Raw genomic sequence first — 23,288 nt, 5'->3', positions numbered from 1 at the left:
TCTGATCGCGCTCGGCACCGACAACGAACCGTCCCATGCCGTCCTCCGGTCGTGCAGAGGAAGGCTACCACCATCGGGGTTTTGACACAGCCAGGGTCGTTTCCAGCCGGTCTGCTTCTGGACGGAAATGAGTCCACACGGACATCGCTGGCACGCTTGAGGCGCGCTCACAAAATTTGCGGTACAAGCTGCGATAGTGCTTCCTGCCGATCGTCTAGTCGGAGGCGCTGCGACAGCGAGATTACCGAAAGCTGATGAAAGATAAGCTCTTGTTGGCTGTGGTCGCTTACGGCATGCTGACTTCGGCGCTATTCGGCAATCCAGTGCAGCCGATTGCCCTCACGACGATTTGGGCCGACCGGCTTGGCATACCTTTCTGGCGGGGCATCGCCGCCCTCTCAGTTGCGGCCGCCGTCTTGGTCGTTACGAGGCTCCTTAGGAATGTGCTTCCGGAGATCTGCCGTCCGATGGCACTTGTGATATTGGCCATTTTGATGCCGACTATGATCGTGGGGCTCCTCGCAGATGGGATTAGGCATCAGGCCGTCCTCACGTTCAAAGCCGATGACGTCGAAGAGCATTCATTCTTCTCTTCCATCCGCAATGCGCCCTCTGATCTTCAGTTTTTTTTACATACCGCAGCGCTCAAAGATTGCAAGTCTTACGCATGGAGTTATCGGAGGTTGAAATTTTACGCGCTACCTTCGAGGACGGCCATAAATGTCTTGCCGCGAGCTTGGATCGAACGCTGTACCATTCAAATCAATGACCCATGATCACTTTCCTAGATCGATTTGGCAAATACCTTGATCGGGATTTGCCAAATCATTACCGGACGGCCTCTTCGGAGAAGCGCTGACGTCCATCCGCACTGCTGAGTTGGGTCGCATGCAGCCGCACCACTCAGGCGTGGGTACGATGGCGAGGTATCGTGGGGGCGATAAGATGCTGCCATGAGACACGCTCTCCTCCCCGTCACCGAAGAGGCTGACTGGCAGATCTATCATGCGATCCGACGTTCAGCCCTGTGGGAGGAGCGGGGGATGAGCGGGGGATGAGCGGTTACGACGACGATCGCCCCGAGGAGCGGTGGGTCGACAATCATCCCCTCCTGCTGACCATAAATGGACAGGGATGCGGCACCACACGCCTGGATGACCTGCGGAACGGCATCGGCATCGTCAGGCTCGTCGCCATCTCAGCGCCCCTTCGCGGTCGAGGCTATGGTCGCCTCTTGAATGCGATGGTGGAGCAGTACGCGCGTGATCTCGGCATCGACGTGCTGTTCGTGAGCGCGGCGGCGAATGCGGAAGGGTTCTATACGGCAACAGGGTGGGCTCGGTACGTCGCCGATGTCCCGGAGCAGTTGGGCAAGGCTGGCCACTGTGTGCGGATGACCAAAAGGATCGTCCGCTAAGTGGAAGCGCTCGACGGTTCTGTGAGCGACTGGGTTGGGTCGAAATCGGATGGGGGGCTGGAGCTGGAAGGACAGCGGCTTGAGTGGCAACTATGCGACCGAAGCCGGGAACGGACGGGTCGTTGATCAAGACCGACAGACTTCGCCTGCGAGGGTGGCGCAGCAGCGATAAGCCTTGTTTCGCCGCGATCACCAACACGCCGCGCATGATGCAGCACATGGGCATCTGATCTATGACGAGGAGGGCTATGAGGTGTTCAACTGGACGACGCTGGATGTCGCCGTAGAGCGCGCAGCCAAGAGCTGATCTGGGTGGAAAACCACCGTTCTGGCAGAACTCCTCGTAGAGTTATGTCATCGAATTTGGGTCTCCGGGCCAATGCTTCGTGGGGTCGTCACGTTCGCCCGAAGCGCTAGCCTGCCAGCGCCTTCGACCGAGACGGCGTGGCATCTGTGACAGGTAGAAAACTGCGGCCAAGACAGCCAGAGCCACCACGACGCCGATGACTACCAGCAGAGCGTAGTGCATCCCACAGCCTCCGGCTCACGAACTATCTTACGTTCGACCGGTCCCCGTGTCTCCTCCGTCCGCTGAGGGTCCTGAGCAGGCACGTGAGGTGACCCTGACCCGCCAAACTGGTCCGCGCCGAGCGCAAGTTATTCGGGTATCCTGAGTCCTGAAGGAGGGTGGATGCCATGCCTCGCAAGCGCTTCTCGAACGAGCAGATTGCCTTCGCCCTGCGGGAGGCGGAGAACGGTGCAACGGTGGACGAGGTCTGCCGGAAGATGGGTGTGTCCGAGCCGACCTTCTACCGTTGGAAGAAGCAGTTCGTCGGCATGGGCGTCCTGCCCTCCCAAAACTTCCGGCACGCGGTGCGGCTGCCGGCCTCGGCCTTTCGCGACGTTCCAGAGTTCGATGCTGGGCAGCGCGACGTTCCCTCCGAGGCGCGACAACCTGAAGGTGCGAAACCGGTAGCCAGGACCAACCAGCTGTGCTGAATAGCTCCAGAACGGCTGCATGCCTCTGAGGCGCCAGCAGCGAGCGGGGAGAACAGTCTCGGTTTGCTATCGCCACTCCCTTCTGGCACTGCGGCCCGACCGCGGATCATGGCAGACGAACTGGCTCGATGCCTTTTCGGCTTGGGGCGAGGCGAGCGTCTGGTTGTCATAGGCGTCGGCCGCGATGTCATCCGCACTCTCATCTCAGATGAAACTGAGCGCAGCGCGCTGCTGGTCGCAAGCGAGGGCCAGCTTGGGGCCGAGGCGCTCATCGATCGGCTTCTCGACGATCTCGCCGCGTTGGCTCTCGAAAGCTGGCCGCATTGGAACGGCCGCGATGCGTCTCTCAATCCGGCAATGGCCGATCCATGGCTGAAGGCGGCGTCCAAACGTGCCCGGCTCGGCCTGCTGCCGCGCTTCCGCAAGATGGGGCGAGATCTCGAACTTCGCCGACTGTCCCGACTGTTGGACCCTGCTGGCGTCATTCTGGTCTGGGAAGTCGATCCAGCATCGGCGACGCGCGCGCACCCCGCGATTGAAGGACTCGAATGGTGCGCGCGGCAGGGGGCTACGATTGTGACAGCTCTGACCGTGGAACCACCCGAGACCGCACCCTACGACCGTATTCTCTACGGCGCGTATGAGTTCATCCGGTTGGAAGGCGCGGTATCCGAGCGTTTCATCGCGCCGGTCGGAGCGCACCATGCGAGCGTCATCGAGCAGCGGGTCGCGGAAGCGTTGGCACAGGACGCCGACCTCAAGGACCTGTTCGTCTGCAATGCACCTGTACCCGTGGGTGCCTGGGGCGCGAGACCACGCGTCGACCTGCTCTGCCGCGAGCACCGCATCGTTGTCGAACTCGACGGCCCTGAGCACCGGGCTGAGCCCAAGTTCAGCAACGACCGCCAGCGGGACTACGAGTTGCTGACAGCGGGCTACCTCGTCCTGCGCTTGACCAACGATCAGGTCGCAGCCGACCTTCCCCTGGCGATCGAGAAAATTCGCACCGTCGTCCGCCTCCGGCGCGGTTCGCAGGAGGGTTGAGTCTATGAGCGCAACGCCGACGCCGAAGCAGGCGCTGATCCTGTGGTGCCTGCTCGGCCGGCATGGGAGCGCCCTGCAGAGCGCGATCACGCCGCGCATCGACAAGGCGGACCGGGAAGCCCTGATCGCGGGGCGCTACCTCGAGGCTGTGCGGCAGGGGCGCTCGCTGCGCTTGACTGTCACGGACAGGGGTTGGAACTGGTCGAGCGAGCATATGCGCGAGCCCCTGCCGCCAACTTTCCGGGTGCTGCAAGATTGGCTGGAGCGCATTCAGTCCGATCTCGCCACGACAGGTCGGACTCTCGCCGACCTCGTCGGAACCGCCCCAGACGAGCCGACACCAGAGGTATCTGCCACTCGCGCGCGCAAACCGGCTGCCAAGCGATCGAAGAAGTTCGGACCCAAGCAACTCCGCGCACGCATCGAGGCTGCATATCTCGCGTTGACGAGCGGGGAGAGGGCTACGGCCGTGCGCCTGAGTGCCCTCCGGAAGCATCTCAGCGATCTTGACCGTGAAACCGTCGATTCGGGCCTCGCTGCGATCTTGCGTGGCGACAAGACCGCGCGGCTGAGCCAATTCAGCGATCCCAAATCGCTCGACGCCGCCGAGCGCGAGGCGGCGTTCAGCCCCGCGGGCGAGCCCTTCCATATTCTCTGGATCCAATCATGACTGATGCCCTCGACGCCCTGCGCCGGGTCGATTTCGACTGGGTGCGCACGCTCGACAGCATCTGGATCGATACGGCGCTGACCGGCAGTCCGAACGAGCGACTCGTCCCGGACATCATCGCCGACCTGCACCGCAAGGCGCGCCAGCCGACCGACCGAGCGCTGGGCTGCGTGCTGGTTGGTCAGTCCGGAGTCGGCAAGACCCACCTCGTCGGTCAGCTCCGGCGCGAGGCTTGGCGCACAGGCGCATGGTTCGTGCCCCTCGACGTGCTTGGGCTGGCAGATTTCTGGCGCAGCGCGGCACTGAGCTTCGTGACCGCCCTATTGCAGACTATGCCGGACGGGCGGCGACAATCAGATGCCGTACTCGCTGGCGTGGCGCGCCGCTTCCGGGTCGAGGCACAGGTCGAAGCCGCGTTCAATACCCCGAACATGGACGCGCGCCGAATTGTTGACGTGTTGGTCAGGGCGCTGATGAGCGTCGATGCCGGCCGCGCGCTCAAGCATCTCGACGTCTTCCGCGCCCTCTGCCTCCTACGCTCGCAGGATCTCGCCGTGGTCGGGCTCGCCCACGCCTGGCTTCAGGGCTACGACGCTGATCCAGCGGAGCGGGCTTCCCTGGGATTCAAGACGCCACCGCCGGCCCCAATCGAGCTCGTGCGCGGCATGTGCTGGATCATGGCACTGAGCGGGCCGACGCTCATCGCTGTCGACCAGATCGACGGGGTCATCGAGACCAGTCGACTCGCGGCTGAAGACGAGCTCGATGCGGAGGCAGGCCTCGCCGAGGTGCTGGCCGCGGGACTTTTGGAGGTTAACATAGTCTGCGACCGCAGCATGACGGTGGTGACCTGTCTTCAGGAGTCCTGGGCGCAGCTCGGTACCCGGAGCCTTCGGCCGATGCTGGATCGCTTCGCGGAGGCCACGGCTCTCGTGGGCATGAACGACCGGGCTGCCGCTGCCGCCCTCGTGGCCGGTCGCCTCGAGCCGGCCTACGCAGATGCCAGCTTCGTGCCCCCGTTCCCGACTTGGCCGTTCAGCGCGCGCGCCATCGCCGACGCGGCGGCGGCTGGCATGATGCCGCGCACCCTGCTGATGCGCTGCGACGCCTTCCGCCGCAGCTGCCTTGCGGAGGGGGCGGTCTCGATCTGTGATAGTCTCGGCACGGCCAGTCCGCCTCAAGAAGGTTTGCCTCAGGACGTCGGATTCGATCTCGCTGCCGCGTGCCGGGAGGCCGACATTGCGGGCATCCGTAGCGACGAGGATACCTGGCTCGGCCAACTGCTGCGCGACACCTTCGACCTTTACGCCCTGGAGGACGATCCGGACGACACGCTCGACGTCGCGAGCAAGGGCGAGCCCGACCAGCGCATCCCCCCGCTGCACGGAAGGCTGATCTACATCCACCGGAACGAGAATGACCGCGAGCGGCACGTCTGTTATCGGGCGCTCCAGCACCAGAACGCCATCGCGTTCCAGGCTCGTCTTCGGGCGGCGCTCACGGCCTCCGGCATCTCGGCGCGTATCCCTGACCGGGCACTGCTGCTGATTCGCCGCGGACCCATGCCCGGCGGGGCCAAGACGAAGCAGCTCGTCGACGCCTTCACGAAGGCTGGTGGCCTATTGATCGACCCCTCGGAAGCGGATCTCCGTGTCTTCGTCGCCCTGCGCGACCTTCACACGCGGGCGCAAGAGGAGGGCGCGTCCGATCGCTTCGAGCGTTGGATCCGTGCCGAGCAGCCGCTCGTGGGCACGGCGTTCTTCCGGGATGCGGGTCTCGCCCATGCGACGACAGTCGGCCAAGGTCAGGGGAAGGATCAAGCGGTGGGGGAGGGGGCTGCGGTTCCGGTCCACTCGCCGGTCCTCGACCGTCAAGCCGCCCCCGAGAACTCAGTCGCCGCGAAAGGATCCGCTTCGCCCGTAGCGGCTCGCACCGAAGCGGATGCGATACCGGTCGGGCATCGGCTCACCCCGGACGCACCCGGCGTGAGCCTACCGCTGCGCCTTATGCCTCGCCACACCGCAATCATCGCAGGCTCCGGTTCCGGCAAGACCGTGCTCCTGCGCCGCCTCGTGGAGGAGGCCGCTCTCGCCGGGCTTCCGGCCATCGTGATTGACCCCAACAACGATCTCTCGCGGCTCGGTGATCGGTGGCCCGAGCGGCCCCAAGGCTTTTCCCCCGACGACGATCGCAAGGCGGCGCTCTACGCCGAGCGGGTCGAGGTGGTGGTCTGGACCCCAGGCGTCCATGCCGGCAACCCGCTGTTCCTCTCGGTCCTGCCCGACTTCGCGGAGCTTGGGGAGGACCGGGACGAGCGCCAGCAGGCAATCGAGATGGCGGCCGAGACCCTCGGGCCGCTGGCTGGCGCCAAGACCAATCTTCAGCGCGGGGTGCTGGCCGATTCGCTGCGCCACTTTGCGGAGCGCGGCGGCGGCAACCTCGCGGCCTTCATGGCCCTGCTGGCAGATCTGCCCGACGGGATCAGTCAGATTGGCAACGCCGCCAAGCTCGGGCTCGGCATGGCGGACCAACTCCACGCCGCGATCGCCACGAATCCACTTCTGAAAGTGGAAGGCACGGTGCTCGACCCGCGGCACCTGTTTTTCGGCAAAGACCCGGCCCACACCCGCATCTCGGTGATCAACCTGTCGGGTCTCGCCTCGGAGGCGGCCCGCGAGGATTTCGTAAACCGGCTCCAGATGACCCTATTCAGCTGGATCAAGAAGAATCCGTCACCGCGCGGCATGCTCTACGTCGTCGACGAGGCGCAGACCTTTCTGCCCGCCCAAAGGGCGTCGCCCAGCCTCGGCAGCGGCATTAAGCTCGTGGCGCAGGGTCGCAAGTATGGGCTCGGGATGATTGTGGCGACGCAGGTGCCGCGCGGCATCCACAACCAGGTCGTTTCCAACTGCACCACGCAGTTCTTCGGCCGACAGAGCGCGCCCGCGACTATCGCGGCTGCCCAGGAGATCCTCACGGCGAATGGAGGCGCGGCTGCCGATATCGGCAAGCTGGGGGCAGGGGAATTTTACTTTGCTACCGAGGGATCCGGACGGCCGGCCAAGCTGCGTACGCCTCTGTGCCTCTCCTACCATCCGGCCAACCCGCCGACGCCGGAGGAGGTCATCCGGCAGGCAAAGCGCTCGACCGAACCGGGCATCCGCGCGCAGGCCTCCTGACTGCGCAGATCCCCAGCCGGCGCCGCTGCGACCAGGGCGTCGACATCAAATGCGCCGCTTCGACTTCGGAGACGGCAGCGCGGCCCGGTCGTTCATCGTAGCGAGTACAGCCGTCACGTCCGCGCTCGAGATTGGGATCAGCGATACCTCGGCTATCGCGTCACCGTAGAGGGCTGCGGCAAGGGAGTGCCGGACCGGCAACGGCCGCCCGTGAGAGGCGGCCTCGACGCAGAGCGTGACTGCCTCCGCATCGGGATGCACGACGATGCCGAAGCCTGCATAGAACGGACCGGCGTCAAACACGCGCATGGCGATCACAAGACCCTCCGATGCCGAGGCCTCCAGGCCCTCGTCCATCAGCCAAATGCGTCGGCCAGGCTTGAGAAGGTCATCCAGCCAGACACCGCCGGCCTCATGCCAGCCAGCAACGCAAAACATCGAGAAGAAGGCCGATGCAAGCTTATGGGCGACATCGCGGTCGGGTGAGGGGAGGGCGCCGAAACGCTTGTCGAGGAAGCCATCGACGACGCGGCGCCCGCGCTGATTGGGCTCGAACAGCGCGATATCGCAGAGCATGGCGAAGGCTGCGTCGTCGTCAGGCTGTTCTTGGTCGATTAGATCGAGGTGCTTGGCGGCCCGGTCAAAATCCAGCTTTTTGCACTGCTTCACGGCTTCGGTGAGCACAGCCTGGATCGAGGCACGGATCGGGCGGTAGCATGCGAGGATCTCTTCGCGGCTTGGCGTTGTTCCCTCGGTCAAGGTCGGCCTCCGGATCCGGGTTGAGGTCGTCGCATGAGCGGCGTCCGAGTTAGGCTGCGCGGCAAGTGGCGCATCACCGAGACCGGCACATGGGACACCGACTATCTAGATCTCGTTGAACCCGCCTTCATCGCCTTCGAGCAACCGGGTGTCGGGAGCGAGCTTCGGGGCCGTCGTCGCGTCCCTGAACTGCGCCTCAAGCCAGACCGATGTCGGCTTTGAATTCCATGGTTCTGACGAGGGCACAGAGGTCTGGGGCGAAGGCTGGGTTGAGGTGGACGGGCCGGACGCGGTCCACGGCGAGATCGCGTATCACGATGGCGACAAGACCGCGTTCAAGGCGCGACGCTGGTCGCCTTCTTCGTGAGGCCGCAATCCGCATCTGGCGGCACTGAGGTAGTCCACAGCGAAGGTAGGCCAGAGCGAAGGTAGGCAAGAGCATCCCTTCGATCCTGCTCTCTGCGGGCTTACGGATTGGCTGCAACGTGTGTCCCGTCGTGTCGATGGACCGCGGGACGACCAAGCACGCGACGGAAGGGGAGGGCGTCGCAGCTGCAAGGCCCCGTGCTCGTGACCGCACATGCGATGACGCATAGAAGGCCCAACCCGATTCCATCATACGCTGCGCCACGCAGGCAGGCCGAATGCGAGCGCCGCGCAGGCCAGCCCGATGTAGCCCGGCGCGCCGTTGTCTTTCCAGACGCGGATCTGGTTCGGCCCGCATTGGAGCTGACGGGCGCATTCGAGGCCCGACCAACCGCGGGTGTCCTTCATGAACCGAGTCCAGGCCGTGAAGTCGTCGGCTGTCATCACGGATCAGGCGCATAAATGCAGAGATATCTAACGGAACCGTTGATATCGCGTCTGTATGGCGGATTTGAGGTATGATGAGCCTGCGAGTTGGGCGCAAACTGCGGTAGGTCTCGGGCGATGCTGGCTTTGCCAACGAGGCGAACCTCGCCGCGCTGAAAGAGCGCGGCATCACGGGCTACCTTGCTCTGAGCCGGGCGTTTCATGGTGAGGCGGACGCGGCCCGCCGCCGGAGGCTGACCAAGATGCCATTGATGAGCGCGATGGCCGCCAGCCTGAAACGGGATGGGCGCCGCAGCCGGTACCGTCTCAGGAAGCAGGGGTCGAGCCGGTGTTCGGGCAGATCATGCAGGCCCGAGGCTTCCGACAGTTACTGATGAGAGGGCTCGATCAGGTCCGGGGCGAGTGCGCGATGATCTGCACGGCCCACAACCTGCTGAAGCTGGCACAGGCCCGCCGCTGAGGCCGCTGATCCACCGCCATAGGCTACCGTCTCGTCCCCTTTACCCGCCTTCAAACCCCGTTATTCAGACAGTCTCCTAGTGGTTGCCGTCCTGAATCGCGGCCGTCGGCGCGAAGACGGCTTGCAGCGCGCTAGGCTCACCGCGGGAGAATGACTTTGTCGGAAACACCAACGCGCGGCTGCGGGATGAGCTGTGTAAAGTGAGATTCATCACACCTGGAAAGAGGGGCAGATCACCATTAAAATTGGCGTCGGCACTACACGGCGATCGGCCACGCATGGTGGGCTCGGCTAAAAGCCACCAGCGCCGGAGCTATTCGTGTAGATATGACGCTTGACCAGCTGCCTTCGCCCGACCGGCTCCATTGGTCAAGTCACCGGTGAAGCAGCGGCCAATTCTGCAATGATTTTGAATTCGAACCACTCCGTAGGAAAAGGGAGCTTCCATATCGAACAAAACGAAGCCTTCAGCTATGTACGCTACGAATTACATTAGCCTAGGCGACTGCGAGGGACTCGACATTTAATGATGTTGACACCTATAGAATTTATCATCAGCTGGATCGATATCCTGGGGAGATCTTCTATCGTGTCGGCAGAAGGCTGGCCATATATTTGAGCTGCGAGTGTGACATCGGTCGTGGTGACAACGAACTTGCCACATTTAATCGTGTAATTGTTCAAAAAATCATCAGCGCTTAAAATGTCTTCCAAGATAATGCTGTCGGGGGATGAATCAACAATCGATGATAGCGTGCTTCGCAACAGCATTGCGAAATACATTGTTCGAGCCGCGGTATTCGATGAACGCCCAATGCGACGGCATTGTTGCGCAATGATGCTCCATATCGAAAGATCATGAGCTTGTGTGGCGAGGAAATCTCTTGCACTCACCCATAGACGATTGTTTTCAGCAATTTCGATGACTGCTGTCGTGTCACCGATCTCTTCGCTTACAAAAAAATCGTGAAATCTTTCAAAGTCGATGTATGGGACTCTGCCTTCTGGTAGAGTAGTCCCTGCCATAGGCTTCGGAGGCGGCTCATCGAAGAATAAGTTGAACTTATGATTTTGGCCAGAAATAATCCAATGATCACCTAAATGATGTGGTGCATCATCTCGTAGCAGCTTCAGATCGAGAAAGCCTAGCAAGCCGATCACACTATTCTCGTAGGCGGTTTTTACATTTCTGTATGGCGAAGACGGGTCTATTAACAATGCCGCATCAACACGCGTCAAAAGAGAACCGGGCATAGACAATTGTAGTTTGCTGAGCTTTCCGAAAATCGCGTCAGATACGTCCTGTCTGTCATGATTGAAAGGCACATCTTTATCTACGATTTCCGTCCCTGGATAGCCGACTAAATCGCTCCGCTGAACACTGCTCAAAATCCGACACCAGGCGTCTTCGATTTTTCTGGTGCCATTGCCTCTGCTTCTAAAAAATACAGATAGAGGCGGAATGTGTTCATTGTTGATGATAGAATCCCAATTCGCACAAAAGAGAGCTATCAGGTCGCCGACCGCCCCTGAGAAAACTGGCGCAGGTTTAGCGCCGAGGAATTTCGGTATCGGAATAACAACGACTTTACCTCGAGCGGAGGTGGCGTCGTTGAAATCCCTTTCAGTCAAAAACGAAAAATCACCCCGCTTTAAAACAATATATACTATGTCCCTTCCATATTTATCCGAATAATTTCTTATCATGCCTTTCGTGCTATTTTCTAGTATGACAAATATTGGCCCATCGTAAGTGCGTATCGTTTCAATAAATTCTGTTTCCGTGTTTATGTCAAACAGCTTAAAATTCAGTCCTCTCCTCTCTAAATCTTGGCTCTGTGGAAAATTTCGCAGTCCGTTTGGTGCCATAATGGTGTATTCAAGGATTTTGCGCGCGTTATCCGGAGTGTTGTCTTCAGCGGGCCAATCGAAACGTGTCTTGCAGTCGATGATAGCGCCGTCAATTTGCGCCCTAGATATATTCATTCCGCGAAGATCTTGTCCGCGCAGGTCCGTGCCTTTCAGTGATGTGCCGATGTAGAAATATGATGGATCCTCACCGGCAATAAGTGCCAGCTTTCGGAGGTCGCCTGTGGAGGCCGAGAAGATATCAGTTATAGGAGCCAGCCAGTGTTTTGGTTTGCTCATAGGTCGCCTTCGGCTATAATTGCGCAAATTGTTATTTGTGAATATGGATCATTGATATCACCTGTTAGTAAGCCGGACTGAGAAAGGCGCGTCCTGATTAGCGCCTGCGCGGCAGCCATTTTTTGGTTGGCAAAATGATTTGTTGCGGCTTCTATGAAGCCAATTTTTTCTTTGTTGACTATATCAAATATCTCCAAGTCTTCCCGCCTGCATCGAAGCTCGACTCTTACGCTAGGCTCAATGCCTTTGTCCCGATCAGGTCTGGTGTCACTAAAGCTTAGCCGTGGCTGTTTCTTTGCATTCCACGGCCTTCCATCCAGAAAGCCTGAGCCCACCGGTTTGATTTCCCACGCATAATCGCCATCAGCTGTCTGAATTTGCTTGACGGCCATCGAATGTAAGTTTTTAACGATCTTTACGCTTGCGTCAGAACTTGTTTCGCAGGAATGCTTTCCGGTTGTTTCAAGTGACGGTATTAGGCCCGCCAGCCCTAATTTTGCCTTGGCCGAACCGACTATTGATTTTTTCGTCGAGGAACGGTGCGTTTCTGTCAATTTCATCTCTTTTTCAGGCGCATCCCTCCTTACCGACGATTTTGCAATCTTCGCTGGTTCGTGCGGAGGAACGATGACAACAACCTCCGCCTGTTTGAGACGTATTTGAAACCTCACGGGCGACTCAGCTTCTTCACCGATTCTGCCGGTGCTGAAAGCGATGTCAACGTGTAGAGACGCAGTTGATTGTTTTAAAGTGAATCCCTTATGCCACGCGTCAAGACTTACTACTTCCGAGAGTGCGCGCTTTCTGTTATCTTGATTCATTTCGAGAATCTCCCCGGATCGCCCTCTTATTAAGGCTTAGCCTATTATGCTAGCGAGGTCGCGTCCACATCGAAGATATTCCGACATGTTGCGGGGGGCTTGGGTCTGACGTCACCTCAAGTACCTGCTGTAACAAGCGTTTTATGCCTTCGGCCTGTGGTCGGGGCGACGTTGAGCCACGCGCAACGGGCTGTTTTGGAACAACTGGCAGAGGCTTGTCGGACGAAGACGGCGACATCGCCGCAGGACCTGCCGCGTACACTCCCAGCCATTTCGTGGCGCCATAAGAACGGCGCCAAGTGGCATTCAATGACCCGGGAGCGCGATCAGGCACTGTCGGGCATCGGCAACGCCAAGTTCCGTGCCCAGATGATGGCGGCGGACACCGAAAATATTGAGAAGCAGGTCCGTCAGCGCGCACGGCTGATGCAGAGTAGGCGGATCTTGCCCGCCAGATCGCCGCCCGGTCTACGTCGTCGACGAGGCGCAAACCTTTCCGCCCGCCCAGCCTCGGCAGCGGCATCAAGCTCGTGGCGCAGGGCCGCAAGTATGAAGCCTCGCTGTATCCGCTCGCAGCGCCGTCTGCTGACCCCGCGCTCGCTTGAGGAATATGATGCGCTCGTCGCGGCGCGGGCACGAGAGACCTCGTCGGCCTTCGCAGTTGACCGGCGACGGCGCGCTGGCATCGAAGGCACGCTCTCACGCGGCGTACGGACGACGGGCCTGCGTCGCAGTCGCTATCTCAGTCTGGCCAGGACGCATCTGCAGCACCTGCTGACGGCGACGGCGACAGCGATCAATCTCGGGCGCCTTGCTGCTTAGATCGGCGACACCCCCGCTAGCCGAACCCAACGCTCTGCATTCGCTCGCCTCATGGCTCAGCCCGCGGGCGCATAGGAATTCGCCAGCATTATCAGTTCAGTGGAGAGCGGTTTGGTGGGTGTCGGGCGTCGCCCCTTGATCAGGGCATGCCGCCCTCGTCCATCTCGGCCAAGCACGCCGACACGTTCTCCTGCGCCCGCAGGAGGAAGCGTCGAACATATTCCATACGTGCAGGCTCGGGACGCAGCGGTCCCTGGACCATGTTCCCGAGATGCGCGCAGGCCATCCGCATGTCCCCCGCGAGGTCGGAGACCAGGAACGCCGCGTTCTCAAGCGTTAGCAACTGGGAGAAGAGGTCCTCCGGCTCCGCGCCTTCACCCACGGCTCGGCCGAGCTTCGTCTCCACGAACGGGATCAGGGCATGGTCCCCCCCTTCGCCGAGTTACCCGACCGCCATCAGGAGCGGCATCTGAGTGTAGGGCACGGTCGCCACACGATCGAAGAAGTCCCCGTTCAGGGTGACCGTCGGGATCTCCGGAAGCTTGTCCGGCCCACCGAGGCCTTCCGCTTGCACCTCGTCAGTCATGGAACGCCTCCGAAAGCAGGAGCCCCGCGGCTTGCGGCTGCGAGGTCGGCCAAGGGCCGTACTCCTCGTGGACAGCGCCCGCGACTTGCCGGGCGGGGCGTTCCACCGGGTGTCCCTTGGTGAATAAGGTCCTGCCTGCCGCAGCCTTGACAGCCTGGACAGAAGCCCGGTCGCTCCCGTAGCCGGCCTGCTCGAAGAACTGCCGCTGCACGGCCTCGACCAACCGGATCGTCGGGAGGATCTCGAACGCATTCTTGCGTGGGAGGGGCGCCGCCGCACCTCTGGCCCTCCACGTCCCAGCCTCCCGAGCCGGGGCAGCCTTTCGGAAGCCGAGGCGCCGGCACGCCGCCTCGCCCGCGCGCGTCAACTGGAACTCGGCCTGCTTGCCATACACGGCGCGCTCGGCGAGGCCCGCCTTCGTGACCATGTTGAGGATCCGGGTCAGGTTGCCCTGCTTGAGTCCGAGGCTGCTCCCGATCCCGGCACGGTCGACGCGCCCGCCAGGCGCCGAGACCAGCATCATGAGCACGTCGCGTACATGGCGCCGCTTAAGGACGCTCTCAACGGGAAACTGCTCGGAGACGGCGATGGATTCATGGACGAGCTCGTGCAGCGCTACGACGCGTTCCGCCAGGGCAGCGTCCTTGGTCCTTAGGAAGGCCGTCACACGCTTGAGGACGTCGAACCACTCGCGCAGCTCCGGATCACGCCGGCGACCATCGAGCGCCTTCCAGACCCAGGCCCGGACCGCGGCATAGGCTTGCTGCATGGTGTGATTAGGCGTGGAATAAGGGTTCTTCCGCAGGTTCGGTGCTGAGCGCCTTGTGAAGCGTTGGTCCCTGGGGTAGCGGAGGGAGAGCGCGATGCGGATCTCGAACCCGTTATTGCCCTCGGTTTCAGAAGGTGTGCAGGTCGACGAGCTTGCGCTGGACGCCGATGCGCTGACGATCACGGCCAGGACGACCGCAGCCCGCGCAGCCTGCCCGCAGTGTGGGCGATAGTCGGCCCGGGTGCATAGCTCGTACTGGCGAACCCTGAAGGACCTGCCCTGGCAGATCGCTCGGTCACGTGGCGGGTGAAGGTGCGCCGCTTCCGCTGCAGCCATTGTCCGGGCCGCATCTTTGCCGAGCCTGTTCCCGGCCTCGCCCGTGCGAGGGCACAGCGCAGCGATCGCTTGGCCGAGGCGCAGACCGATATCGGCATGGCGCTCGGCGGCGAGGCCGGCGCCCGCCTGTCGCGACGGCTTGCCATGCCGGTCAGCGGCGACACCGTCCTGCGGCTGATCCGCCGTTGCAAGAGCGAAGGGTGCGCGTCCGCGCGTGTGGTCGGGATCGACGACTGGGCTTGGCGGCGGGGCCGGCGCTACGGCACAATCGTCTGCGATCTGGAACGGGGTCGCGTCCTTGATCTCCTGCCCGGCCGCGCCTGCGAGCCCGTGCGGGATTGGCTTGCTGCGCATCCCGGCATCGCCGTCGTCAGCCGGGATCGAGCGGGGCCGTACGCCGAGGCTGCGCGGCTCGGCGCGCCGCAGGCGATCCAGGTCGCGGACCGCTGGCACCTTCTCGTCAACGCTTCCGAGGCGCTGCGTTCACGCGTCGAGCGGCATCAGGCAGAAATCCGGGCGGCCGCCCGCCAGGCAGCGTTCCAAGACGCTACAGCCGCCATGGTCGCGCTCGCTCCTGCTGACCCGCCTCCGGAGCAGGATACCGGGCACGGGGGCGGCCGGCGACGACAGCGCTGCGAGGCGGCGCTACGCCTGCACGGTGAGGGCGTGGCGATCAAGACGATCGCGCGCACGCTCGGCGCCTCCCGCAACAGCGTACGACGCTGGCTGCGCGTGGGGGCGTTTGTGCCCTATCGCCGGGCACCGACCCCAAGCCGGCTCGATGCTTATCTGCGCTTTGTCGAGGCGCGCTGGCAGGACGGTCAGCACAACGCGGCGAGCCTGTATCGCGAGCTTCGCGCCATCGGCTTCGAGGGCGGCTACGAGATCGTCCAGCGCTGGGCGAAGCGACGGCGACGGGACCTTCCAACCCGACCTCCCTCGGCCCGTATCCCGTCGACACGCCGAATCGCGCGGTGCCTGATAAGCGATCCGGCCAGCCTTCCGCCCGCGGATCGCCGCTTTATAGCAGCGCTGTGTGGTCTTGCGCCCAGGCTGCAGGCCGCGGCCGAGCAGGTACGCGGCTTCGGGGCAATCCTGCGCGGCCGCGATCCGGCCGCATTGAAGCCGTGGCTGGAGGCGGCCGCCGCGAGTGAACTCGGCGGCTTCGTCGCCGGGCTGCGGCAGGACGAGGCCGCTGTCCACGCGGCCATCGGCGAGCCGTGGAGCAACGGGGCGGTCGAGGGGCAGGTGAACCGCTTGAAGCTGATCAAGCGCTCCATGTACGGCCGCGCCGGCCTCGACCTGCTCCGGCAGCGCGTCCTTCACGCCGCGTGAGGCGGACCAGAAACCGCCCGACAAACCAGATCGAGCGCCTCCCACCATCAGCACCGAACCTGCGGAAGAGCCCCGTTCCAACGCCTTTTGACACCTTCGACATGAGCGCACCGAAGAATTCCTGCAGCCGAACGCCCTTGCACCGACGCAGACGCAATTCGAGGGTATTCCTGAATCCCAACCTTCGCTGTGCCGAAAGACCCACCCTGCAAACCCCGTCGATTCGCGTGCCGCGGAAGCGCCCAGGTTAACGCGCGATGGAAGGCGCTTCCCCGGGAAAGCGTAGCATCACGGCCGGCAAGCCGACACACTCGACGGTTTGCCCGGCGCGGCGAGCGTGGATATTCGTACGCGCCCGTCCGCCAGGCGCGACGCAGCACAGGCAGGCCACGCCGTCCACTAGGTTTCGGGTCGGGGCGGCATCGTGCCGGCTGACGCGGCGCATGGCCTCCGACTTGGCCGCCGAGGGCGCCACCCACTCGTGCCCGCTCCGCTTCACCGCCCGTTCGGGGCTCGGTCCGCGTCAGGCCTACCGCCCGGTGGATCACCGACCGCTGGACGATGATCGAGCCGAGCATCAGCCCCGATCCTGGGTTGGCCTGGAGGCGACTTGGATGCCGCCGGCGGCGAGGAACCGAGGCTCGGGAAACCCAAGTCCTCCGACCATGTCCTGCCCCAGGAAGCCGAGCGGGCAAGCGGTCAGCCCCAGCCACTCCGCGGCGAGGCAGAGCGTGGCCAAGAGGCACCCGGCATCTCGCCAGACGAGGCTGTACGGCTCCTCATAGGCCGCAGCGACCTTCGCGACATCGGCGATGAAGCGGATGGTGCATCCCGTGTCCCGCCCGAGGACCGCACTAATGGCGGACCCGTTCAGCGCGCAGACGCGAGCCGCATCGACATCGAGGACGCCGAAAGCATGGGCGTCCGGGTCGTACCAGCGGACGAACCCCGCCACGCCATCGATGCAGACCAGGTGGAAGGGATGGAGCCCCCCGGCGGACGGAACGGGCCGCCGCCGGGTCGTGATCCCCGCGCGCCCCACCCTCGGCTCCCCGGCATCCGAGGTGACGTACCGGAGGAGCGTGCCGATGGCAACCGGACTCACTTTGCCGCCGACCGCCGAGCGCCTGGCGGTGAAGACGTCCAGGAAGTCTCGCGGGGCGACCGGAGGCGACTGCGCCAAGGGCTCCGATCCCAGTAGGGGTGGCCGGAACTCGGCCCAATCCACCGCAGGGCGCCTGGGGCGGGGTTCCTTCAATGAGGTTCCCAGCCGAGCGCCTTCCAAGTCTGATAGTGCTTGTTGCAACCCCTGCACCGGCCGCATGCCAAATTTCCGATGTGGCAGGAATGCGCCCACGCCAGCACCTCGCGCGGGATGCCGGAAGCCCGGACCAAACCCGCGGCATCCAGGCCGATGGCCGGGGCGGTCACCGTGATCCCGCCTTCCTGCAGCGCCATGAGCCGCGACATCGCCTCGACGAAGTCCGGCCTGCCGTCGGCATGCTCGCCGTCGGTGGCCAGCGCCCCGATCATCAGGGTCCTGACCCCGAGCCCGACGGCGGCGATGCCGGCGAGGGTCAGGATAAGTTGGTTGCGAAAGGGCCACCATTCCGGGATGGGCGCCGCGTCGATGGCGGGGCTCCCGGCGAGGTCGCCGGACCCGAGGGACGAGCAGTCTGCACGGACCACCTCGTGGCGCAGGCCGAGGGCAGCGCAGACCGCCCCGGCCGCCTGTATCTCCGCGGCGGCCGGGCGCTGGCCGTAATCGACCGAGATGGCGACGTCGGGCCTCGTCCACCAAGCGATGGCCGTCGAGTCCATGCCGCCCGATAGAAGAAGCCCCCTCATTCCGGCGGGAGTTGCCAGACGGCACGGTAGGCCGCCGTGGCAAGGTCGTCGACGACGTCGCAGCCCGTACCCACGACCATCTTCAGGTCCTCTTCCTTGACGTTCTGCGCCAAGGCGACGACGGGGATGCCACGTCTTACGGCGTACCCGACCTCGAAGATCGTCCCGGGATCGAGTCCGTTCAGGACCGCGAACAGGACATCCGCCCGGTCCAGCCCTTCGATGTCCCTCGGCGCCACCACGTTCGCCGGCCCCGGTCCGACCTCGTGGCACGGCGAGAAGACCTCGGCGCCGAGCCCTCGAAGGACCATGCGCGACTCTTCCACGAGCCAGCGTTGACCGATGTCGAAGAAGGGAGCCGCAAGGTAGATGGTGCCGCGGCCGGGCCGCACCGGTTGGTAAGGCCGGGCGGCCAACGCCGCGGGTTCCATGACCGGCAGGGACCGCGTTTCGGAGTATTGCGCCACGGCCCGGGACGCGGCGTGTGCCGCCTCGGCCGGCGGCATTCCGCGGCAGGCCCAGAGCGCGGTGAAGGTCGCGGAGAACACGTCGCCCGAGCCGATCTTCCAGACGCGCTCGGTCCGGTAGGCCGGCACAAGGGTCTCCCCTTCCCGGGTGATCACGAGGGCGCCATGGCTTCCCATCTTCACCACGACGACCTCCGCCCCGTCCGCGATCAGTTGCGCCGCGGCGGCGTGCGGGTCTCGTTGGCCGGTCATGTCGGCGGCCTCGGCCCTGTTCAGCACGACGGCTAGATGCCCCGCCTTGGAGCCGTTCTCGCCGAAGCGCCGCGCACCGAAAGCCGATTGGGGGTCGTAGACCGCGATGGCCGCGTCGACGACCGCATCGCCCTCTAACATGCCGTAACGCAGGACGACGTCGCCGACGACGCGGATGGGGTCCAGGTGCGGCAGGTCGTGGAGCGGCGGATGGATGGACGGGGTCGACAGGGGATGCAGGTAATCGAAGACGATCGCCTTCGGCGCCGGCTCGGCCACCAGCTTGAAGCCAGACATGGCGGCGAGGGACTCCGCGTCCTTCCGTAGCGGCTCCGCAATGTACGAGACGAGCGTGGTCTCGCCGGTAATGAGATGGGCGATGGCGGCGGCGGCCCGTCCGCCGGACCCGTAGACAGCGTTCCAGAGTGGCTGGATGCAACGCTCGACGTAGATCGCCCCGACTATGGTGATCCCGCCCATCAGACCGGGTCCACCCGGACTTCGATGAAGCCGCCGGCCACGCTGGTCACGGATGCAGTGTACGACGCGTTCCGGTTGAGGATGCAGTCGATGATATCGAGATAGCCAAAGAAGGTGAGTGAGCCTGCGACGAGGCCGGCGGCATCCTTGACGACGAGGACTGGCGCGACACCGCTTGTCTGGACGCCTACGGTGAGCGGCGAGCCCGGGACCAAGCCGGCCGTCACGGCGGGATTGGGGCTGTTCAGCGCCCCCCGCCTTCTGGCGCGGCAAGGGTCTACGTCGGGCGTGCCCCCCGTGCCGCCGAGATCGCCGCGGGTGTCGTTCGTGCCTGACAAAGGTTTCTCCCCTTCGTTCTTGGGGAGGGTTTGTCCGCGAAACGTCCGGGCGCGTCAACGATCAGGTTGTATAAAGGGACAGAAAGTTTCCTCATGGTTGCCCACATCACCGCGTCCAGGACCGACGCCCTGCACCCGAGGCCGAGACAGAGGTCGAGGTATCTCCGTTCGAGTTCGCGGTATCCGCGGGCCGGGGCGGCACCGACGGCGAACACGCCCATCACCTGGCAAGCGCGCACGATATGGACGTCGAGGATGGCGACGGCGTCGCTGGCGCGCCGATTGCGGACGACCCACGAGGCGGTCTTCGGCCCAATGCCCGGAAGCTTGGTCAGGACGTCCCGTAATGCCACGTCACCGTGGCTCGCCTCATCCACGCCGCGGAGACCGTCGAGGCAGGCAGAAAGGTACCCCGCGCGGGTCCGCGCGAACCGGTAGCGGACGCGGCGGTCCCCGACGTCGAGCGGCTCCGACAGAAGCCGTTGCGCGACGTCAAGCGGCAACGTCCCGTCGCCGCGCGACCTGAGGGCGTCGCGGACACGGGTGTAGGCGGCCAAGCCAACCTCGGCCGGGGCGCCGTGGCCGCCCAGGAGACAGGCCACCACCTCTTCGGCCAGCGTCTCCCCCAACCGGAAGCGTGGACCGGTCGGCAAGTCCGACATCCAAGTCTGCGCCGCCCAGAACGCCGGGGTCAGTGGATGATCGAACCGGCCCCAGGACACGCCCGGGACGACTTCGGCCTCAGGGAGTGGAAGATCGAGGACTGCCAATCGGCCGTCGACCTCCCCCGCGACCCGTTGCATGGCGACCTCGTGTGATGCAATTACATGAAATTGCATCTATCTGAGACCTACGTCAATGAGCGACGAGGAAACGTTGGCATCCCTCAGGGAGCGCATGGACGCGCTGGGACTGTCGCAGGCCGAGGTTGCGGAAGCGTGCGGATTTTCCCAGCCGCATCTCAGCAAGGTTCTGGCTGGAAAGGTGAAACTTGCTCGTAAGACCCGGGCGGCCGTCCATGGGTGGCTGACGTGCTCGGTGCCGTCCGGAATGCCGCTCGAACCTGGCGAATGGGAGCGGCTCATCGAGCGCCTGCGCTCAAGGCCCCCCGCGCAGTTCATGCAAATTATGCAAGTTCTCCGGCTCTTGGAACGCCTTTCGACTTAGCGCTTGAAACGTTGGGCGACGGAGCTGCGGGTTGCGGATGGCCGCGCGAGTACATGTCCGGCCTCGTATCGGCGACGATCCGTCAGCGGACTGACGGGAAGCGCGATACCGGAACAGCAGGTGGACGACGGGCCCGCGGGCTAAATCAACGATATCGGCGATCTACGGGTGCAGGTGACGCGCCTGCAGCGCCGATTGGATGCTCGCGACGCCCGAGAACATTGTCGCCAAAGCCCTTGCACGCCTTTGGATGGATTGGGTGGAGGATGAGCGGCTGGGCCAACCGCGCAAGGCCTTCAGCTTCGACGGACGGCTTGCCTTCGACGTGAACGCCGCGATCATGGGGCAACCGGCGGCAGCATCTCCGCTCCGCTTATCTAGATCGAGTGCGATCAGCCTCATCGACACGCTCGACCTCGTGTCTGCCTCACTGGAGAATTTGCAGGCGCTCCGTGATGTCGCCGACCTCGTGGGCGGCGTGGCCTACGCCACGGTTTGGACGGACCGTTGCAGCACCCATGGTCATGCCGCTGAACTCAACGCCGCCGGCGAGCTGATGCAGTGGCTCGGTGAGGCCCTGACCGACGTGGAGACCGCAGCCGAGAAGGAAGCGGCGCGCCGAGTGCCGGATAACCGGAACGACCGCGAGACCCGCCTGTCGATGCTGGCTGCCGGCATCATCGACAACGGCGACCCCGAAAGCATCGAAGAACTCGCCTGCGAACTGCTCGCCCACGCCAAGGTCGAGCGAGGCGGAGGCTGATCGCCCTTCCTCTGCAGCTGTGCGTACCTCCCTGGCAGACCCCGTCGGGCCTTCCTCATCACCCGAGATCAGAACACCATGGGCGACGTGCTCCAATTCACCCCGCGCCCGAAACTGGTCGCTCCGGAAGCCCTGCCGCCGCTTGCCGGGGCCGAGCTACGCACCAGCCTGGAGAAGGCGGCACAGACCGCCCTCGACGCGGCCGACCGCATTATCGCGGTTCTGGACCGGATGGACGGCGACGGGACCCCGGCGACGGCCGCCGTGGTCGAGCTGCCCCAAGCGATTCCCACGATTGCCCCGGCCGACATCCTTGAGAAGAGCGCCGAGGCCGAAGCCCCCTCGGCCGTTATCCACGTCCCCTCGATGCGCTGGGGTGGTCAGGGGAACGTCATCGCCGCCGCTGGCACAGCCCTCCTAGACCTCGTGGGGGTGCGTTGATGCCCGTCGCGTTGCCCACCCGCGAGCCCCAGCCCCGCAGTCTAAAATGGTCCGAGAGGGTAGGCTTCTTCATACTCCTCGGCCGCCTGCGCTGGGTCAATCGGATGCTGCAATCAGCCAGAAGTTGATACTGTTGACGATCAATCGGTACAATGCGCTACCAGTTGCTTCGCATATAACTCCGCGACTGCGTTCGGCTCGACCTGAGGCATCGATTTAACATTTCGCTAACCTCTCCTATGGTTAATGATCTCTGACTCGTTCGGATAAGAATGAGGGGAGATTTATGCTCATATATCTCGGCGCAGAACGTCGCTTGCGCGACCTCGGCGACTGTTCGGCCCGAGTGTTGGGCAGGGCAGGAACGGGCTTATCTCATCATGCGCTGATGGTTGGCTCTTCACTGGTAGCCCTGGTCGCGGCACTGGGACCTGTGGCGGCGCAGACTATTCCGGCGCGCTCGCCTTCGACGCTAGATGCCTTCGGTGTTCCGTTGACGGCGGCACAGTTCGACACGCCCGAATATCGAGCTGATTGGGGATTGGCCAGGATCAACGCCGCAACTGCCTATGCACGTGGCTTTACCGGTCAGGGCGTCATGGTGGCTGTTGTTGATAGTGGTATCGACCCCAATCATCCTGAATTTCATGACGCAATTTCGCCCTTGTCGCGCAATTTTATCTTATTCAGCCCCAATCATCCACTTATTGACACCGATACAAGCGCTAATCACGGGACACATGTTTCCGGAACGATCGGCGCGCGACGCGACGGCTACGGAATGATGGGCGTTGCTTTCGACAGCACTATATTGTCTCTTCCAACGCGGTATAACTCTATAGAATTAGCGGATGCAATCGATTATGCAGCGGCATCGGGAGCAAGGGTTCTCAACGGCAGCTATGGTCCCAATTATTCCAAGCCACGCGACCAGAATGGCAACCCAAACCCCTATTATTATCAATTAACTTCTCAGTCATATTATCAGCCTTACGTGGACTTGGAGCATGAAGCGATTGTAAATGCAGCAAAAAATGACGTTCTTATGGTATTTGCAGCCGGAAATGACGGCACTTATCAACCAAAACTGGCTCACGACCCAGAGGGTAACGCGCTGCTTCCGTTCATCAAACCATCTAATAGCTCAGGAAACGTATATCATTTTGTCGATAAAGATGGCACAAACATTACAAATACCGTAGATTATTCTGACACCAGCGGGTATATCATCGCAGTAGTGGCTACAGATCGCGGCAATAAGATCGCAGATTTCAGCAATGGTCGTGTCCCTGGATGTGGTGTAGCTCGCCGGTAGCGGGAGAGCCCGCCTGCGCGCCCTTCACAGCGCTGTAGCAGGCGGGCTCTCTCGCGGGG

The 23,288-nt window shown here is 63.0% G+C and carries 24 protein-coding genes and 2 pseudogenes; 14 read left to right on the top strand and 12 right to left on the bottom strand.

Features of this window, described 5'->3' with window-relative positions; genetic code table 11:
* Window positions 1-254 precede the first annotated feature (254 nt).
* The 6 genes from ACQKQD_RS33300 to ACQKQD_RS33275 all read left to right on the top strand — a co-directional run bounded on the left by ACQKQD_RS33300 (window position 255) and on the right by ACQKQD_RS33275 (window position 7,309).
* Window positions 255-776, top strand: coding sequence for a hypothetical protein (locus ACQKQD_RS33300; protein ID WP_427510876.1), 522 nt, complete (start codon window positions 255-257; stop codon window positions 774-776).
* Between the two features lie 278 nt (window positions 777-1,054).
* Window positions 1,055-1,417, top strand: coding sequence for a GNAT family N-acetyltransferase (locus ACQKQD_RS33295; RefSeq protein ID WP_427510875.1), 363 nt, complete (start codon window positions 1,055-1,057; stop codon window positions 1,415-1,417).
* A 696-nt stretch (window positions 1,418-2,113) separates the two neighbouring features.
* Window positions 2,114-2,416 (top strand): transposase, encoded by a 303-nt coding sequence (locus tag ACQKQD_RS33290; protein ID WP_427510874.1) that lies wholly within the window; start codon window positions 2,114-2,116, stop codon window positions 2,414-2,416.
* Window positions 2,417-2,524: 108 nt separating this feature from the next.
* Window positions 2,525-3,460 carry a DUF559 domain-containing protein gene (locus tag ACQKQD_RS33285; RefSeq protein ID WP_427510873.1) on the top strand — a complete coding sequence of 312 codons (936 nt, stop codon included), beginning with the start codon at window positions 2,525-2,527 and terminating at the stop codon, window positions 3,458-3,460.
* Window positions 3,461-3,464: 4 nt separating this feature from the next.
* Window positions 3,465-4,130 (top strand): hypothetical protein, encoded by a 666-nt coding sequence (locus ACQKQD_RS33280; protein ID WP_427510872.1) that lies wholly within the window; start codon window positions 3,465-3,467, stop codon window positions 4,128-4,130.
* A complete protein-coding gene (locus ACQKQD_RS33275; protein WP_427510871.1) occupies window positions 4,127-7,309 on the top strand; it encodes a helicase HerA domain-containing protein in 3,183 nt (1,060 codons plus the stop codon). The genes ACQKQD_RS33280 and ACQKQD_RS33275 overlap by 4 nt, the downstream gene beginning before the upstream one ends.
* 45 nt (window positions 7,310-7,354) lie before the next feature.
* On the opposite strand, the gene ACQKQD_RS33270 is transcribed toward ACQKQD_RS33275, so the two are convergent.
* Complete coding sequence (locus tag ACQKQD_RS33270; protein WP_427510870.1) at window positions 7,355-8,068, bottom strand: hypothetical protein; 714 nt, start codon at window positions 8,066-8,068, stop codon at window positions 7,355-7,357.
* Between the two features lie 148 nt (window positions 8,069-8,216).
* On the opposite strand from ACQKQD_RS33270, the gene ACQKQD_RS33265 reads away from it, so the two are divergent.
* A complete protein-coding gene (locus ACQKQD_RS33265; protein WP_427510869.1) occupies window positions 8,217-8,435 on the top strand; it encodes a hypothetical protein in 219 nt (72 codons plus the stop codon).
* Between the two features lie 248 nt (window positions 8,436-8,683).
* Here the strand turns inward: ACQKQD_RS33265 and ACQKQD_RS33260 are convergent, their stop codons facing one another.
* The gene (locus tag ACQKQD_RS33260) at window positions 8,684-8,878 is read right to left on the bottom strand and encodes a hypothetical protein (RefSeq protein WP_427510868.1); all 195 of its coding nucleotides are present in this window, start codon (window positions 8,876-8,878) and stop codon (window positions 8,684-8,686) included.
* A 110-nt stretch (window positions 8,879-8,988) separates the two neighbouring features.
* Here ACQKQD_RS33260 and ACQKQD_RS33255 point away from each other — a divergent pair.
* Window positions 8,989-9,341, top strand: a pseudogene (locus ACQKQD_RS33255) (transposase); the annotation flags it as partial.
* Window positions 9,342-9,833: 492 nt separating this feature from the next.
* On the opposite strand, the gene ACQKQD_RS33250 reads toward ACQKQD_RS33255, so the two are convergent.
* Both ACQKQD_RS33250 and ACQKQD_RS33245 read right to left on the bottom strand, forming a co-directional pair.
* Window positions 9,834-11,489: a hypothetical protein gene (locus tag ACQKQD_RS33250; RefSeq protein ID WP_427510867.1), complete on the bottom strand. Its 1,656-nt coding sequence runs from the start codon at window positions 11,487-11,489 to the stop codon at window positions 9,834-9,836.
* Window positions 11,486-12,310, bottom strand: coding sequence for a hypothetical protein (locus tag ACQKQD_RS33245; RefSeq protein WP_427510866.1), 825 nt, complete (start codon window positions 12,308-12,310; stop codon window positions 11,486-11,488). The genes ACQKQD_RS33250 and ACQKQD_RS33245 overlap by 4 nt, the downstream gene beginning before the upstream one ends.
* Window positions 12,311-12,619: 309 nt before the next feature.
* On the opposite strand from ACQKQD_RS33245, the gene ACQKQD_RS33240 reads away from it, so the two are divergent.
* Entirely contained in the window at window positions 12,620-13,132 is a 513-nt protein-coding gene (locus tag ACQKQD_RS33240; RefSeq protein ID WP_427510865.1) for a transposase, read from the top strand.
* A gap of 139 nt (window positions 13,133-13,271) precedes the next feature.
* Here the strand turns inward: ACQKQD_RS33240 and ACQKQD_RS33235 are convergent, their stop codons facing one another.
* From ACQKQD_RS33235 to ACQKQD_RS33225, 3 genes are read right to left on the bottom strand one after another with little or no spacing between them, the layout of a single operon-like run.
* Window positions 13,272-13,538: a hypothetical protein gene (locus ACQKQD_RS33235; RefSeq protein ID WP_427510864.1), complete on the bottom strand. Its 267-nt coding sequence runs from the start codon at window positions 13,536-13,538 to the stop codon at window positions 13,272-13,274.
* A 36-nt stretch (window positions 13,539-13,574) separates the two neighbouring features.
* A complete protein-coding gene (locus tag ACQKQD_RS33230; RefSeq protein WP_427510863.1) occupies window positions 13,575-13,718 on the bottom strand; it encodes a hypothetical protein in 144 nt (47 codons plus the stop codon).
* Window positions 13,711-14,670: a hypothetical protein gene (locus ACQKQD_RS33225; RefSeq protein ID WP_427510877.1), complete on the bottom strand. Its 960-nt coding sequence runs from the start codon at window positions 14,668-14,670 to the stop codon at window positions 13,711-13,713. The genes ACQKQD_RS33230 and ACQKQD_RS33225 overlap by 8 nt, the downstream gene beginning before the upstream one ends.
* Here ACQKQD_RS33225 and ACQKQD_RS33220 point away from each other — a divergent pair.
* Window positions 14,603-16,158, top strand: a pseudogene (locus tag ACQKQD_RS33220) (ISL3 family transposase). The gene ACQKQD_RS33225 and the pseudogene ACQKQD_RS33220 sit on opposite strands and share 68 nt — an antisense overlap.
* Window positions 16,159-16,735: 577 nt before the next feature.
* Here ACQKQD_RS33220 and ACQKQD_RS33215 read toward each other — a convergent pair.
* The 5 genes from ACQKQD_RS33215 to ACQKQD_RS33195 all read right to left on the bottom strand — a co-directional run bounded on the left by ACQKQD_RS33215 (window position 16,736) and on the right by ACQKQD_RS33195 (window position 20,346).
* Window positions 16,736-17,341, bottom strand: a complete 606-nt coding sequence (locus ACQKQD_RS33215) for a hypothetical protein (protein WP_427510862.1) — start codon at window positions 17,339-17,341, stop codon at window positions 16,736-16,738.
* Window positions 17,342-17,412: 71 nt separating this feature from the next.
* Entirely contained in the window at window positions 17,413-18,006 is a 594-nt protein-coding gene (locus ACQKQD_RS33210; protein WP_427510861.1) for a 7-cyano-7-deazaguanine synthase, read from the bottom strand.
* Window positions 18,003-19,205 (bottom strand): PfkB family carbohydrate kinase, encoded by a 1,203-nt coding sequence (locus tag ACQKQD_RS33205; RefSeq protein ID WP_427510860.1) that lies wholly within the window; start codon window positions 19,203-19,205, stop codon window positions 18,003-18,005. The genes ACQKQD_RS33210 and ACQKQD_RS33205 overlap by 4 nt, the downstream gene beginning before the upstream one ends.
* Window positions 19,205-19,432 carry a hypothetical protein gene (locus ACQKQD_RS33200; protein WP_427510859.1) on the bottom strand — a complete coding sequence of 76 codons (228 nt, stop codon included), beginning with the start codon at window positions 19,430-19,432 and terminating at the stop codon, window positions 19,205-19,207. The genes ACQKQD_RS33205 and ACQKQD_RS33200 overlap by 1 nt, the downstream gene beginning before the upstream one ends.
* Before the next feature lie 50 nt (window positions 19,433-19,482).
* Window positions 19,483-20,346 (bottom strand): endonuclease III domain-containing protein, encoded by an 864-nt coding sequence (locus ACQKQD_RS33195; protein ID WP_427510858.1) that lies wholly within the window; start codon window positions 20,344-20,346, stop codon window positions 19,483-19,485.
* Between the two features lie 55 nt (window positions 20,347-20,401).
* On the opposite strand from ACQKQD_RS33195, the gene ACQKQD_RS33190 reads away from it, so the two are divergent.
* The 4 genes from ACQKQD_RS33190 (at window position 20,402) to ACQKQD_RS33175 (ending at window position 23,229) form a co-directional block, all read left to right on the top strand.
* Window positions 20,402-20,710 (top strand): helix-turn-helix domain-containing protein, encoded by a 309-nt coding sequence (locus ACQKQD_RS33190; RefSeq protein WP_427510857.1) that lies wholly within the window; start codon window positions 20,402-20,404, stop codon window positions 20,708-20,710.
* Between the two features lie 199 nt (window positions 20,711-20,909).
* Complete coding sequence (locus tag ACQKQD_RS33185; protein WP_427510856.1) at window positions 20,910-21,473, top strand: hypothetical protein; 564 nt, start codon at window positions 20,910-20,912, stop codon at window positions 21,471-21,473.
* A gap of 78 nt (window positions 21,474-21,551) precedes the next feature.
* On the top strand, window positions 21,552-21,914 hold the full coding sequence (locus tag ACQKQD_RS33180; protein ID WP_427510855.1) for a hypothetical protein: 363 nt from the start codon (window positions 21,552-21,554) through the stop codon (window positions 21,912-21,914).
* 316 nt (window positions 21,915-22,230) lie between these two features.
* Window positions 22,231-23,229: a S8 family peptidase gene (locus ACQKQD_RS33175; RefSeq protein ID WP_427510854.1), complete on the top strand. Its 999-nt coding sequence runs from the start codon at window positions 22,231-22,233 to the stop codon at window positions 23,227-23,229.
* Window positions 23,230-23,288 lie beyond the last annotated feature (59 nt).

Source organism: Methylobacterium sp. NPDC080182, assembly GCF_050281105.1.
GTDB lineage: Bacteria > Pseudomonadota > Alphaproteobacteria > Rhizobiales > Beijerinckiaceae > Methylobacterium.
The sequence above is the reverse complement of the archived record's forward strand: the minus strand, read 5'-3'. Positions and strand labels throughout refer to the sequence as shown.